15 protein-coding genes and 1 pseudogene are annotated in these 14,197 nt (G+C 54.8%); 3 read left to right on the top strand and 13 right to left on the bottom strand.

Annotated features, from left to right (window positions below; genetic code table 11):
- Nucleotides 1-53: 53 nt before the first annotated feature.
- Together ACR0L3_RS02895 and ACR0L3_RS02890 are read left to right on the top strand one after the other, a co-directional pair.
- Entirely contained in the window at nt 54-596 is a 543-nt protein-coding gene (locus tag ACR0L3_RS02895; protein ID WP_480743483.1) for a TRAP transporter small permease, read from the top strand.
- The gene (locus tag ACR0L3_RS02890) at nt 596-1,879 is read left to right on the top strand and encodes a TRAP transporter large permease (RefSeq protein WP_480743482.1); all 1,284 of its coding nucleotides are present in this window, start codon (nt 596-598) and stop codon (nt 1,877-1,879) included. Before ACR0L3_RS02895 ends, ACR0L3_RS02890 begins: the two co-directional genes overlap by 1 nt.
- 139 nt (nt 1,880-2,018) lie before the next feature.
- On the opposite strand, the gene glnT is transcribed toward ACR0L3_RS02890, so the two are convergent.
- The 6 genes and pseudogenes from glnT to ACR0L3_RS02860 form a co-directional block, all read right to left on the bottom strand.
- Entirely contained in the window at nt 2,019-3,347 is a 1,329-nt protein-coding gene (gene glnT / locus ACR0L3_RS02885; RefSeq protein ID WP_480743481.1) for a type III glutamate--ammonia ligase, read from the bottom strand.
- A 79-nt stretch (nt 3,348-3,426) separates the two neighbouring features.
- Nucleotides 3,427-4,755: an FMN-binding glutamate synthase family protein gene (locus ACR0L3_RS02880; RefSeq protein WP_480744651.1), complete on the bottom strand. Its 1,329-nt coding sequence runs from the start codon at nt 4,753-4,755 to the stop codon at nt 3,427-3,429.
- A gap of 20 nt (nt 4,756-4,775) precedes the next feature.
- Nucleotides 4,776-5,459: a protein GlxC gene (locus tag ACR0L3_RS02875; protein WP_480743479.1), complete on the bottom strand. Its 684-nt coding sequence runs from the start codon at nt 5,457-5,459 to the stop codon at nt 4,776-4,778.
- Between the two features lie 3 nt (nt 5,460-5,462).
- On the bottom strand, nt 5,463-6,359 hold the full coding sequence (locus tag ACR0L3_RS02870) for a glutamine amidotransferase (RefSeq protein WP_480743477.1): 897 nt from the start codon (nt 6,357-6,359) through the stop codon (nt 5,463-5,465).
- 173 nt (nt 6,360-6,532) lie between these two features.
- Entirely contained in the window at nt 6,533-7,183 is a 651-nt protein-coding gene (locus ACR0L3_RS02865; protein ID WP_480743476.1) for a helix-turn-helix domain-containing protein, read from the bottom strand.
- A gap of 102 nt (nt 7,184-7,285) precedes the next feature.
- A pseudogene (locus tag ACR0L3_RS02860) lies at nt 7,286-7,438 on the bottom strand (DDE-type integrase/transposase/recombinase); the annotation flags it as partial.
- Between ACR0L3_RS02860 and ACR0L3_RS02855 the strand changes: the two are divergent.
- A complete protein-coding gene (locus ACR0L3_RS02855; RefSeq protein ID WP_480743474.1) occupies nt 7,385-7,714 on the top strand; it encodes a hypothetical protein in 330 nt (109 codons plus the stop codon). The pseudogene ACR0L3_RS02860 and the gene ACR0L3_RS02855 sit on opposite strands and share 54 nt — an antisense overlap.
- An 84-nt stretch (nt 7,715-7,798) precedes the next feature.
- Here ACR0L3_RS02855 and otnC read toward each other — a convergent pair whose 3' ends face one another.
- From otnC to ACR0L3_RS02820, 7 genes are read right to left on the bottom strand one after another with little or no spacing between them, the layout of a single operon-like run.
- Nucleotides 7,799-8,440, bottom strand: coding sequence for a 3-oxo-tetronate 4-phosphate decarboxylase (otnC, locus tag ACR0L3_RS02850; RefSeq protein ID WP_480743472.1), 642 nt, complete (start codon nt 8,438-8,440; stop codon nt 7,799-7,801).
- Nucleotides 8,437-9,714 (bottom strand): 3-oxo-tetronate kinase, encoded by a 1,278-nt coding sequence (gene otnK / locus ACR0L3_RS02845; RefSeq protein ID WP_480743471.1) that lies wholly within the window; start codon nt 9,712-9,714, stop codon nt 8,437-8,439. The genes otnC and otnK overlap by 4 nt, the downstream gene beginning before the upstream one ends.
- Entirely contained in the window at nt 9,711-10,508 is a 798-nt protein-coding gene (locus ACR0L3_RS02840; RefSeq protein ID WP_480743469.1) for an N-acyl homoserine lactonase family protein, read from the bottom strand. The genes otnK and ACR0L3_RS02840 overlap by 4 nt, the downstream gene beginning before the upstream one ends.
- Nucleotides 10,505-10,792, bottom strand: coding sequence for a putative quinol monooxygenase (locus ACR0L3_RS02835; protein ID WP_480743467.1), 288 nt, complete (start codon nt 10,790-10,792; stop codon nt 10,505-10,507). Before ACR0L3_RS02835 ends, ACR0L3_RS02840 begins: the two co-directional genes overlap by 4 nt.
- A complete protein-coding gene (locus tag ACR0L3_RS02830; RefSeq protein WP_480743465.1) occupies nt 10,792-12,303 on the bottom strand; it encodes a tripartite tricarboxylate transporter permease in 1,512 nt (503 codons plus the stop codon). Before ACR0L3_RS02830 ends, ACR0L3_RS02835 begins: the two co-directional genes overlap by 1 nt.
- A gap of 4 nt (nt 12,304-12,307) precedes the next feature.
- The gene (locus ACR0L3_RS02825; protein WP_480743463.1) at nt 12,308-13,057 is read right to left on the bottom strand and encodes a hypothetical protein; all 750 of its coding nucleotides are present in this window, start codon (nt 13,055-13,057) and stop codon (nt 12,308-12,310) included.
- A 57-nt stretch (nt 13,058-13,114) separates the two neighbouring features.
- On the bottom strand, nt 13,115-14,122 hold the full coding sequence (locus ACR0L3_RS02820; RefSeq protein ID WP_480743461.1) for a Bug family tripartite tricarboxylate transporter substrate binding protein: 1,008 nt from the start codon (nt 14,120-14,122) through the stop codon (nt 13,115-13,117).
- Nucleotides 14,123-14,197 lie beyond the last annotated feature (75 nt).

Genomic DNA, 14,197 nt, shown 5'->3' with positions numbered 1-14,197 from the left:
TTCAATACCGCTTCTAATGACATCACCCGGCAAGCGTTCGGCGGAGATTCTATATGCTCAACTCATTACGCAGATTTTTCGAGATTGTGCTGGAAAACTTCGTGATACTTCTAATGGTCGTTCTGACCATAATCGTCGTGATTGCTGTGCTTTACCGCCTGCTGGGATCAAGCTTGGCCTGGTATGATGAAGTAGCGGCCATTCTATTGGCTTGGATAACCTATTACGGCTCATCGCTGGCGGTACTGCGTCGGCGACATATCGGTTTTGACTCGGTGCTCTTATCGCTGCCAATGCCATTGCGAATGAGGGCGGTGGCACTGGCCGAGGCGATAACGGCAGGTTTCTTCATACTCCTGGCATGGGCAGGCTATACTGTGATGACAATCCTCGGAGGGATGTCATTGGTGTCGCTTACCTGGGTACCGGTCAGTTTCACTCAGTCCGTCATTCCAGTCGGCTCAGTCCTCTTCTTAATCTGTCAGGCGCTGAGCTTGCCGGAGTACTGGCGTCAATGCGCTAACGGTGTATCGCTGGAACACGCAGAAATCGAAGAAGAAGTCGAAACCGAAATGCGTAAAGCGGGGAACGCCTGATGCTGATGCTTGGTATATTCTTGGGCATGGTTGCAATGATCTGCCTAAACGTACCAATTGCGGTCGCGTTGGCAGTATCTGCAATCAGCGGTCTTCTCGTTCTTGAGGGGTCTGGCTCACTCGTCAACGTGGCTTTGGACATGTACGGGGGCGCTACGAAGTTCTCTCTCATCGCAATTCCGATGTTCGTCCTCGCTGGCGCGATCATGAACGCTGGTGGTATCACCGACAGGCTTATCAACTTCGTTTCAGCACTTATCGGGTTTATTCGCGGCGGTTTGGCCCACGTGAACATCGGCGTTTCACTGTTCTTTGCCGAAATTTCCGGTTCAGCTGTTGCAGATGTTGCGGCCATGGGGTCAGTAATGATTCCGCAGATGAAAAAGCGCGGTTATTCCGGTGCGCTTTCTGCGGCGGTTACGTCGTCTTCTGCATCGCTCGCCATCATTATCCCGCCCTCAATCCCAATGATCCTTTATGCGACATCGGCAAACGTTTCAGTAGAACAGCTGTTCGTGGCAGGTGTCGTTCCGGGACTCCTCGGTGCTGCAGGTTTGATGGGTGTCGCCTATTACTTTGCGCGGAGGTATGACCTGCCAAGAGAAGATGCGTTTTCCGGTCGCCGCTTATGGGAGGCTTTCGTTGACGCGCTTCCTACTTTTGCGTTGCCGGTCATCATTCTTGGCGGAATTTTCGGCGGGTATGTGACCGCGACTGAAGCAGCCGGTCTCGCAGTTCTCGCCGCCATTGCCATCAGCCTTTGGTATCGTCAGGTGGATCTTAGGCATCTGCGGCAGTCCATGTTGGATGGTGGAATGCAGACCGCAGTTGTGATGTTGCTGGTCGCGGCATCCGTTGTGATGGGTGGATTTCTTACACGCGCGCAGTATCCCCAAGAACTGGCTGCCGGCATTCTCAGCATAACTGAAAACAAGTGGCTGATCTTGTTGATCCTGAACTTCTTTTTCCTGATTATTGGGTTTTTCCTGCACTCGGCAGCCGCGATCATTCTGGTCGTCCCGATCGTCATTCCGCTGATCGAAGCGGTTGGTATCAACCCAATCCATTTTGGGCTTGTTGTAACTTTGAACCTTGCTATCGGACAGCAAACGCCACCGGTTGCTAGCGTGCTGATTACCGCGTGTGCCGTCGCAAGAGCGAATATCTGGGACGTGACCAAAGTAAACGTTTACTTTATTGCCGTCTTACTGACGGTCTTGCTGATGTGCACTTACATTCCGTCCATTCCCCTATTCCTCGTAGACTACTTCTACGGCGAGTGACCCATCTTGTGTTTCTCTGCTGCACCGAGACAACTTAACCCCTGCCCGCGTCAAACCGCGTTCATTTTTGCAAAATCCCGCCTACGTTAACGGCTGATTTCGCATGGCTTAATTGAATACTGCAGCAAGCCAAAGTGGATCAGATATCCAGAGTGTGCTCTTTTTCCCAGCGCGAGAAGTGGCTGACAAAAGAGTTCCACTCCTGATGCTTCATCTTCAGATACGCCGCCGAGAATTCCTCGCCCATGGCTTTTTTCAACTCAGCATCCTTGTCATAGCCACGCAGCGCATCCAGCATGTTCAGCGGCAGTTTTGGTGCATCTTTGACGGTGTGGCCTTCGGCATACATGTCGATATCGTAGCGTGACCCCGGATCGGCCTTCGAGCGGATGCCTGACAGCCCCGCCGCGATGATCACCGCCTGCAGCAGATAGGGGTTTGTCGCACCATCGGCCAGGCGAAGTTCAAACCGGCCCGGTCCGGGGACGCGGACCATATGCGTGCGATTGTTGCCCGTCCATGTGACCGTGTTGGGGGCCCATGTCGCGCCCGACATGGTGCGTGGTGCATTGATGCGTTTGTAGGAATTCACGGTTGGGTTGGTGATCGCTGCCAGCGCGCTGGCGTGCTTCATGATCCCGCCGAGGAAGTACTTGCCCTTTTCGCTGAGGCCCGCTTCACCGGTCGGACCGTCGCCCTCACCGGCAAACACGTTGGTTTTCGCATCCGCCCCCGGCGCATCCCAAACCGAGATATGGGCATGGCAGCCATTTCCTGTCAGCCCTTCGACCGGCTTCGGCATGAAAGTGGCGCGGAAGCCGTGTTTTTCAGCCACCGATTTGGTCATGAACTTGAAAAAGGAATGCTTGTCGGCGGTCCTTAGAACATCATCAAATTCCCAGTTCATCTCAAACTGACCGTTGGCGTCTTCGTGGTCGTTTTGATACGGGCCCCAACCCAGTTCCAGCATGTAGTCGCAAATCTCGCGGACAACGTCATAGCGACGCATGACCGCTTGCTGGTCATAACAGGGCTTTTCTGCGGTATCGAACGGATCGCTTATTTGTTCGCCATCCGGGGTCAACAGGAAGAATTCGGCCTCAATCCCTGTTTTGACGTGCATCCCTGCGGCGGCGGCCTCATCAATCAGTCGGCGCAGCACGTTGCGCGGAGCTTGAGCGACATCTTCGCCCTCCATCACGCAATTTGCGGCAACCCAAGCGACCTCGGGTTTCCACGGCAATTGGATCACCGAAGATGGGTCCGGGACCGCCAGCATGTCGGGATGTGCAGGGGTCATATCAAGATAGGTGGCAAAACCAGCAAAACCGGCGCCTTCTTCCTGCATGTCGGCAATCGCTTGTGCGGGGACCAATTTCGCCCGTTGTCCACCAAACAGATCGGTGAACGAAATCATGAAGTATTTGACGCCTTTTTCCTTGGCGAAAGCTGCCAGATCTGTCGTCATGGTCGGCTTTCCTTTCCCTGTTGGTTCAAAAGAAGAAAGGCGCCGTCCGTCTGAACCGCGCCTTGGTTTAGCGTTTCGATTAGAACCCCGCCTTGCCCGGGTACCAGTCAGTGCCCGCCAGCGGCACGCGCGCCATAGCGGCGGCCTCCATAGTCAGGGCACACAGGTCTTCGGGTTCAAGGTTGTGTAGGTGGTTGTGGCCACAGGCACGCGCGATGGTCTGTGCCTCAAGCGTCATCACCTTCAGGTAGTTGCGCAACCGGCAGCCCGCCTCGATCGGATCAAGGCGCGCGGCCAACTCGGGGTCTTGCGTGGTGATACCTGCCGGGTCCAGCCCTTCGTGCCAGTCATCATAGGCTCCGGTAGTGGAGCCCAATTTTTGATACTCGGCTTCCCATTTCGGGTCATTGTCGCCCAAAGCGATCAGGGCCGCCGTGCCGATTGCAACCGCATCTGCACCCAAGGCCATCGCTTTGGCGACATCTGCCCCGGTGCGGATACCGCCCGAGATCACCAGTTGAACTTCGCGATGTACACCCAGATCTTGCAGCGCCTGAACCGCCGGCCGGATACAGGCCAGCGTCGGAATGCCGACATGTTCAATGAACACATCCTGCGTTGCGGCAGTACCGCCCTGCATGCCGTCCATCACCACAACATCAGCCCCAGCTTTTACCGCTAGAGCGGTGTCATAGTAAGGCCGGGTCGCTCCGACTTTGACATAGATCGGCACCTGCCAGTCAGTGATTTCGCGCAGTTCGAGAATCTTGATCTCCAGATCATCCGGCCCGGTCCAGTCCGGGTGACGACAGGCCGAGCGTTGGTCAATGCCTTTAGGCAAGGTTCGCATCTCGGCGACGCGGTCGCTAATTTTCTGACCTAGCAGCATGCCGCCGCCGCCAGGCTTGGCACCCTGCCCCACGACGATCTCAATCGCATCGGCCTTGCGCAGATCGTTTGGGTTCATGCCATAGCGCGAGGGCAGGTATTGATAGACCAGTTTGGAAGAATGCCCGCGTTCTTCCGGCGTCATGCCACCGTCGCCCGTTGTGGTCGAAGTTCCCGCCATAGACGCACCGCGCCCCAACGCCTCTTTCGCCGGGCCGGACAGAGCGCCAAAGCTCATACCTGCGATGGTGATCGGAATATCCAACTCGATGGGCTTCTTGGCAAAACGAGTGCCCAGCTTCACCGACGTTTCACACCGTTCACGATACCCCTCAAGCGGGTAGCGAGAGACTGATGCGCCGAGAAAAAGCAGATCATCGAAATGAGGTACTTTCCTTTTCGCACCGCCACCGCGAATATCATAGATTCCGGTCGCCGCAGCCCGCCGGATTTCCGCGTTGATCGGATTTGTAAACGTCGCCGATTGAATTGGTGTGGTGCGGGGGATGGTCGGATCCATATCTTTCATACCCTTCGTCCTCAGTAAGCAGCTGCGTTGTCGACGTCGAAATTGTAAAGCTGACGTGCCGAGCCGTAGCGTTTGAATTCCTCCGGCTTCGCATCCGATCCGGCACGCTCTAACAGGTCGGCCAGCGTTTCCAGATGTTCAGCCCGCATCTCTTTTTCGATGCAATCCGCGCCCAAGCTTTTGACCGAACCACGGACGAAAAGCCGCGCTTCGTACAGCGAGTCGCCAAGCGCATCCCCAGCATCGCCGCAAACGACCAGATTACCGGCTTGCGCCATAAAGGCGGACATGTGGCCGATACTTCCATGAACGACGATATCAATGCCTTTCATAGAAATCCCGCAACGCGAACTGGCATTGCCTTTGATCACCAGCAACCCACCATGCCCCGTCGCCCCGGCATATTGACTGGCATCGCCTTCGACGATGACGGTGCCGGACATCATATTCTCAGCCACGCCCGGCCCCACCGAACCTTCGACTGTGATGGTTGCCTGCTGGTTCATACCCGCGCAGTAGTAGCCGGTAGAACCTTTGATTGTGACCTCGATTGGCGAGTCCAGACCAACGGCAATAGCATGGCTGCCCCTGGGGTTTCGCACTTCCCAACTGGATAGGTTTGACTCGGCGCTCTGCGCCTGAAGGGTTGAGTTCAAACCACGCAGACCATTTTCTGCAACATCGTAAGTTTGCATTTTTTAATGGCTCCAGAAATAGACAGTTGCGGGTTCAGGTTCCCAGACTTTGGCGTCTTCGATACCCGGCAAATTGACCAGCGCGCGGTATTCGCTGCCAAAAGCCACATATTGATCTGTTTCAGCCATAACCGCTGGTTTACAGGCGATAGGGTCACGGACGACACCGAACCCATCCTTGGTGCCGACAACAAACGTGAAGAACCCGTCCAGATCCTCAAGGCTACTTTCCAGCGCTTCGCCAAGAGTCGCGCCTTTCTGCATCTCCCATGTCAGATAAGCTGCACCGACCTCGGTGTCATTCATCGACTCCACACGCACGCCTTCGCGTTTCAGCTTACGCCGCAGTGCATTATGGTTCGACAATGAGCCGTTATGGACCAGACACTGATCCGAGCCTGTGTTGAAAGGGTGCGCGCCTTCGGTGGTCACCGCAGACTCTGTTGCCATCCTCGTATGGCCGATACCGTGACTACCGCCCATGGTCGAAAGGTTAAAGCGATCAGCCACGTCCTTTGGTAGGCCAACCTCTTTGTAGATTTCAATCGCTGCACCATCTGACATTACGCGCAGACCAGGGCGCAATTCTCGGACGGTCTGGCGGGCCTGTTCAACCAGAGCATCATCAAGTTCCAGAACGGCATGTGTGTCGTTGGCCCTCAACGAGACCTCGGCTCCAATCGCTGCGCCAAGATCTGCCGCTAGCGTCGCAAAGTCCTTGTCAGGAGTATCCGACTGAACCGTGAGCTTTGCAGCCCCGACCGATTCAGCGCCATAAATAGCAATGCCTGCACTATCCGGGCCCCGGTCGGTCATCGTTACCAGCATGTCTGTCAACATCGAGCCCAAGTCGGGTTCCAAAGTCTTGTCCTTTAGAAACAGACCGACAATTCCACACATCAGCTTTTGCCCTCTGAGATTTCGTCAAAGGTGACGCTAACAGTCTAAGCCCAGAAAAACAACTTAAAGAAATTAATTTTCATGTGAGGAAAATAGCCAATTCGCCAAACTCATTACGCTAACCGCCGGGAACGGCGGTCATCTCCGTGTGATGGCACGCAAGGCCTTAACGATTAGCTGGTTTGCGGATACGAGATGACCGACAAGTACTTGGCTGGTAGTTTCACCAAAACCTCTGGCCCATGGGGTGCGTCGGCATCAAAGAAAAGTGTATCCCCCGGCTTCAACACATAAATGCTGTCCCCATGACGGTAGTTAACCTCGCCCTCGAGCATAAACAGCATTTCGATCCCATCATGTTGGAACGTCGGGAACCTGTCAGATTCTTCGTTCAACGTAATTAGATAGGGTTCGACCACGACGCCGCTGGCATTGGCTCCCAAGTGGCCCAAAAGCTTATACTGATGCCCAGCCCGAGTACCTGCCCTCTCGGTTTCAACGCCTTCGCCCGCCTTTGTATGCACCGCGTTTCGGGTTTCCTCATAACGGCGAAAAAAAGATGTGATCGGCGTGCTCAGCGCATCCGCAAGGGACTGCAGAGTGGTTAGCGAAGGCGAAGTTGCCCCGTTTTCGATCTTGGACAACATGCTGATAGACAGACCGGTCTGTGCCGAAAGTTCCGCAATTGTTGTACCCTGCTGCAAGCGCAACGCTTTGATTTCGCGCCCAATCGCGGTTTCCAGGTTCTTCTCGCCACTGTCCCGTATTTTGTGAGGATTCTGTGACAGGATCACTTTTTGGTCGGTTGCTTCCGCCTGATTCATTAGGTCCTCTTGATCCAAATGGATGTATGTTCCAATCATTGCACAGGACACCCTAATTTAGGTAGCTGACCTTGTCAGGAAAATATTTTCCCCCACAGTCCTGTGGCTCTTCATCAGTTTGTTAAGATAATTCAATGCCGGTTGTTTGCTTCGACGTTTGGCGACAACAGCTGCAACCACCTCGTCTTCATGGTCGAAAGCATGCCGCAGATAATGCCTCCGCCCATTTACCTTCACGAAGACGACACCGACATGTCATTTCGCTTTAGACTAAGCTGGCAGCTGCTGGATATGCATTCCGCGAATTTAGAACGCAGCCGTTGCACCGACAAGACAAATGCGTCGTCGCCCGAACATATCAGCGAGCTTGCCGCCTGTAACGATTACGACGCCAAAAAGAAGGGCATATGCGGCAAGTTTACGGCATTGCGTAGTGAGATTGGACATCGAATACAAAGCAATTCCGACAAGCGAGTGGTCTCAGGGCGGGTTGCAAAGAATTTAATTGGCGACCATTTACTTTTGGGATGAGGCTCCCAAAGACCTCAGCCTTTCTTGAGCTATATATTTCTCACAAGAGCCAAAACTATGCGCACCCTCCACTGCGGTGCCGGATCAAATCCTTCCGAAAGTCTCTTTAAGTTCCGCGACTTTTTCAGCATCCAACATCCGGGTTGGCATGCCCCGCAAGGCCACTAGCAGCTTGGCAGTCTCTTCCAACTCTTCTGCTGCACAGACAGCTGAGAAGAGATCCTTTCCCGAGACGACAGGGCCATGGTTGGCCAACAGAACAGCACTATAATTGCCGCCCAGTTCACAGATCAGGTCACCGGACTTTGGATCGCCCGGCTTAACGTATGGAACCAGTTTGACTGTGCCTACGCGCATGACCACATACGGCGTCAGCGGTGGAATACAGTCATTGGGATCGGTGTCTTCCAGACAGGACAGTGCGGTGGCCCAAGTCGAGTGCAGATGCACCACGGCGCCAGCCTCTGGCCGCGTCTCATAGAAAGCTTGGTGTAGAAAAACCTCCTTGGTCGGCTTGTCGCCGGAGACGTGATTGCCATCCAAATCAATCTTGGCGATACGCTCGGGGTCGATATTCCCCAATGTCGAATTGGTGGGCGTCATAAGGATGCAGTCGTTCAGACGGGCAGAGACATTGCCCGCTGTGCCGACGGAAAAGCCACGCGCAAACAGCGAAGCACACAGTTCCGACATCTGCTGCCGCAAAGCCGTTTCATCCGAACTCATTTACCTGCCTCCATCATTCTGAGTGCTTTCGCGAAGAAGTCCGGAGCGCCAAAGTTTCCAGACTTCAAAGCCAGCGCAATGGGTTCAGATTTCCCAACGCTCAGGACTGGCACGCCCGGGTCGATCTCGGGACCAATTGACATGGCAGGAGAGCCCAGTGCCTCAGAGACGGCCTTGGCGACAGCTCCCGACGTTTCTCCCCCGGCCACCAACAATCGCGTGTAGCTCTTCTGAACAAGCTCTCGCGCGGTATCTGCAAAGAGATTGTCCAGCTTCTCTGCTACAGATTCCTGACCGAATTGATTTTGGATCGCCCGCACATCCTCCGGGCTTCCCGATGAATATGCGAGCGGCGCCTGACCCGGATGCGCTTTAAAGAAATCCAGAAGCGTTTGCGTGGTTACATCCCCGGACATGACACCCGGAACATCGATGGCGAACGTCGGATGGGATTCCGCATGTAAATCGATCTGCCCGCGTGTCGCACCGGAACATGACCCTGCAAGGATCGCTGCGGGCCCAGCGATACCTGTGAACACACTGCCCCCTCTTTTGGACGAAGCTTTTCTGACGAAGTTTCTGGGCAGACCCAATGCTATCCCGGATCCCCCGGTAATGAGCTGGGCATCCTTCAGAGCCTTGCCCCAGGCCAGCAAATCCTCGTCCGAGATCGCATCACCGATTACAAAGCGTTCGTTTGCGTTCTGCAAGGCAGCAGCAACCGCCGCTGGTCCTTGCTTCACGGCGTCAATTGACACCAATCCAACCGCTTCTTCGGTCTGATGTTGCAACCAGCGCTTGATGTTCGCATCCGTCATCGGCGTAAGAGGGTGATTTTCCATCCCGGACTCGTGCAACAGCTTGCCGAGCACAAAAAGATGGCCGTGGTAGACAGTACGTCCCGTTGTCGGAAAGGCCGGGCAGAAAACCACCTTTTGCGCACCCAGTTCTTGGGCCAGTGCTTCCGCGACGGGGCCGATGTTCCCTTCTTTAGTGGAATCAAAGGTCGAGCAATACTTGAAGATGAACTGCTGGCATCCTTGATCTTTAAGCCACCGCAGGGCCCGCAGGCTTTCTGCAACAGCTTCCTCGACCGGTGCGGTGCGGCTCTTGAGTGAGACGACACCTGCTTCGATCTCCTCGTCGACTGGGGTCGTTGGAATACCCGGAAACTGCGCGGTTCGTAATCCACTTTCCGGCTCAACGCCCTTCGCCAAGGTGTTCGCAATATCGCTCGCACCGGTAAAATCGTCCGCTATGACACCGATTTTCATAGTTCAATGTCCCGCGTCGGCCCGGGATCAAGCCTATGAATATGCGGTGCCGCGCCTACGGGAAATACCTCACGCACAAGTGGATCATGGCCGGGCACGATAAGCCTAGGATGCGAAGCCAACATCTCGAGCGTCTTAAAACCATCCATCATGTCCTGCAAATCGACGACGATGGGAAAGGCTTTGCGCGCCATGAAATTCTCGTAGTAATGCGAGGCATCCGAGGCCAGCACCATCCACCCGGCTGCCGTTCTTACGCGAACGCATTGCAACCCGCGCGAATGCCCACCGATGCAGTGCACCGTGACCCCATCTGCAATCTCGGCTTCTCCGTCGTAGAACACGACCTTGCCTGAATAGAGGCGCTTTACAACCTCGCAAACATGGCCAGCCGTGAAAGGCGCACGCAGGTGGTCATGGCACATGCAGGGACCTGTGGCGAAGGCCATTTCCGCCGACTGCATGTGCAACTTCGCGTTAGGGAACATATGCACCCCCCCTGCGTGGTCGTAATGAAGATGGGTCACGATGACCTCAGTCACCACTTCCGGCGCAATGCCTAGGGGCCGCAAAGCCTCGCGAGGATCCATCGCGATGGGACGACCACGGGCGGCGGCCTCGTCGGAGTCGTAGCCAGTATCGACCAGAATGACCTTGTCGCCGCGTTTGAGCACCCAAACAAAATAATCCATCGCATGCGGCGCGTTGTGATTATCATCGATGATGAAGCTATCGCGTCGCGTGCGGGCATTTCGATCCGCGTATTTCACGGCGTGGATTTCCCAATCGTTCATCGGATAACCTCGGAATACTGGTGAACTACTTTGGTGGCGATCATATCAGCCACTGCCGTATCGAAGGACTGAAAATGCGCGCTTTCTAGGTGGGCAGAGAACGCCTCGTTGTCATCATAAACCTCATAAAGAAAAACTGTCTCGGGTTCGTCGCCGAGGCAAACGTCAAAATGCTGGCATCCGGGTTCTTCACGCAAAGAGGTTGAAGCGTTTTCGACCATCAGCGGCAAAAAGATGTCTCTCGTACCGGGTTTGAGAGTGAAGGTGACAGTAATCGCAAACATCAGGCGGAAAGTCCTTTCAAGCGTGAGAAAGCGCGCTTCGCAACGGGCAGCTGGCTGAGGATCAGACCAATGTTGAGCACCAGCAGAATGGCCGCACCGGGTCGTGAAAAGAAGACCGAAAGATCCCCGTCCGACAAGAACAGCGACCGGCGGAATGTTTCGTCAAACAGGCTGCCTAGAATAACCCCGATTACCAACGGCGCGATTGGGTATTTCATCAAGTTCATGAAATAGGCAACGGCGCCTACTCCAAGCATCAGGTAAAGATCATTGATGCCGCCACCAACGCTGAAAGACCCAATTGTTGTCAGAACCATCACAACTGGCAAGAAGATGGTCTGCGGGATGGCGAGTATTTTGATAAAGACCCGAGCCGTGAAAAGCCCCATCAAGAACATTGTCAGGGAGGCCAGCACTAAAATTGCAACCACGCGCAGAATGATCTCGGGGTCTATCGTCGGACCTGGGATCACGTTGTTGATCTTGAAAGCCCCCATCAAAGCCGCGGCGGGTGGTGAACCGGGAATGCCCAAAACCAAAAGCGGGATTAGCGCGCCCCCAATGCAGGCGTTATTTGCTGTTTCAGAGCACAGCAGACCTTCCAATGACCCTTTTCCAAACTTATCGCCCTCAGCAGATACGGTCTTACCGACACCGTAGCTGACCCAACCGGCGACATCTTCGCCGACGCCAGGAAGCGCTCCTACCCCGGTCCCAATCACTCCTGACCGGCCAATGGTGGGCAGGTAGCGTCGGATGGAGCGTAGGTTCGGAAGAATGCGGCCTTTCAGGGCCAAAACTTTCCCGGCCTCAACGTGCCTCAAACCGTCGATGATTTGGGGGATGGCAAATGCCCCCATCAATACTGGCACAACCTGAAACCCGCTCATTAGGTAAGACCAGCCGAAGGTATAGCGCGGTTCAGACAACAAAGGGTCGAGACCCACCATGGACATCGCAAGCCCGATCAGACCGGCGATCCATCCCTTGATCACCAGGTCTTCGCTCATCAAAGTGCCAGAAAGCAGAATGCCGAACAGGGCCAGTAGCGCTTTCTCCGGGCTTGCGATGTTCTTTGAAACCAAAAGCAGCGCCCAGACAAAAATCAAAAGCGTGATGGTCCCGATGACTGTGCCAATGAAACTGGCCGTTGTAGTCAGCCCGAGTGCTTCGCCCCCTCGACCTGATTTGGCCAGAGGGTAGCCATCCATGGCCGTGGCCGCGCTGGCTGCCGTGCCCGGTATATTTAATAGAATTGAGGGGTAAGAGCCGCCGTAAATCGCGCCGACATAGGCCCCGAGCAAAGCGATGAGCGAATAGTCCAGCGGGATTTTGTTGCCGAAGAAACCCGTCAAGATCGTCACGGCCAGGGTTGCCGTAAGGCCGGGCAATGCGCCGAACGTGATGCCCAGGAACACGGATGCAATCAAATACAGATAGGTCAGCGGGTCCACTGCCAGGCCCACGAATGCAGTCCCAAATCCAGCCAGTTGCGAAAGGATAAAGTCCATCCGCTCAGTCTTTCCATAGCGGACGAAGCGTCACGTAGTAGTGGTATTCGATTTGCTTGAAGATCAGCCCGCCGCGCGCGGGTACGTTCTGCCGAAAAACGAAGGCCATCGCGCAAACGAGGATGAGCGGGGCAAGTATTGCCACCAATGGAACGACCCGCAAAACGCGTTCGGAAGCCGCTTTGGTCAGCACCAAAAGTGTCAACGCGACCCAAACAGCCAATGTAAACCAATCATCACCGTGTGCATTCCAATCCGCCTGCGCAGGAAACACGAAGAACGCAAATAGCCCAGCAGAGACAACTGCGACACAGGCCACCAAAGCACGCCGCGCGTGACCGCCGTAGTAGCCGTAAGTCAAAGCTGTAATCAGCAAGCCAGAACACAGAATGAAGTCCACTCTGGGAACCAGCCCGACGACATAAGCAAGAAGAATCAGGCCTATTGTTGAAGCTCGATAGGCTTCCGACTTATCCCACCCAATGCCCAAAGCACTGAGCGCGTGTTGGGCTCCACCTGAGCGGATTGAAATAGCCAGCAAAACGAAGGACAAGCCAAGCAATCCCCCGAAGATGAACAGCGGTACAATTGCAGCCGAGTTGTACCAACCCGATCCACTTACACCTGCGCGGTTTTCACCCCAAAGAGGGATGTCCAACGTCTTCCAAAGGAAAAAGGTAGAAATTGCTATCAGACCAATCGATGCCCAGAAATCGCGCGCCCGCATGATCAGTGTATCGTCAGGTTTGTCCATTGCCTGCCTCTCGTCGGAAAGGGCGCGATCAGGCACGCCCTTTCAAAAGTGATCGGATTATGGCTTCTCGATACCCAGCGACGCCGGATCGACGGTCGCTGCACCCAGATCTTGCAAGGTGTAGGCAAATGTCGCCTCAAGGTTCGCAAACAGTTCTTGAGCTTCTTCGCCGTGTTGACCACCAACATCATAATTGTTTGCCGCGGCCCATTCCGCGACGGTGTCTGAGGCAATCGCTTGCTCGAAGGCATCACCAAGCGCGGCCTTTACGTCGTCCCCGGCCGAACTGTGAACTGCAAACCCAATGGCCTGTTTGAGTGGCAAATACTGATCGAGACCGTCATAGATGCCAAAGGCAGAAGGCACTGTTGCCCCTGCAATCTGCGCATCTTCGGGCGTCAACATCGCGAGCGGTTTCAGTTGACCGCCTTCGATCAAAGGAGCCTGTTCAGCCAGCGAAGTCACAACCAACGTAACTTCACCCGCTATCGCTGCCTCCTGCCCGGGCGCTGAGCCTTTGTATGGAACAAACTTAAATTCTGCACCCGACCCTTTTTCGATGGCCAGAAGGTTCAAGTGGTGAATCGAACCTGCACCGGAAGCCGCAGCCGGAATAGTGCCCGGAGCAGCTTTCGCAGCGTCGACCAGTTCTTCCAGCGTATTGTATGGGCTGTCCGCCGGAACCGAGATCAGATCAGGTGATCCGCCGACAATGAACGGGTACCAAAAATCAAATTTCTTGTCCCAACCACCCTGCACGGCAGCGGTGACGTTCGATTCAGACAAACCAACCAGTGTATAGCCATCGTCTGGTTGGTTCATGACGTAGACCATGCCGTTGGAGCCTGCGACCCCACCCGTTTGATTGATCACATTGATCGAGACCGGAAGGTGTTTTTCCATCTCGGCCATGATCATCCGGTTGATCGTGTCCGTTCCGCCACCGGCCCCCCAGACAACAGCTGTGGTGATATCACGATAGGGATAATCCTGCGCAACAGCTGCCCCTGCAATCCCGGTCGCCATCGCGGCTGCGGCCGCCAACCGCCCTAGCTTTAGTTTCATTTCCAAGTCCTCCCAAACAACTTTGCGTTTATTATTGCATTTATTTGCGTATACATTAAAGAATGCGTTGTCAAC

Source organism: Ruegeria sp. CK1, assembly GCF_056536545.1.
Note: the sequence above shows the minus strand (reverse complement) of the source record. Positions and strands in the feature narration are given on the sequence as shown.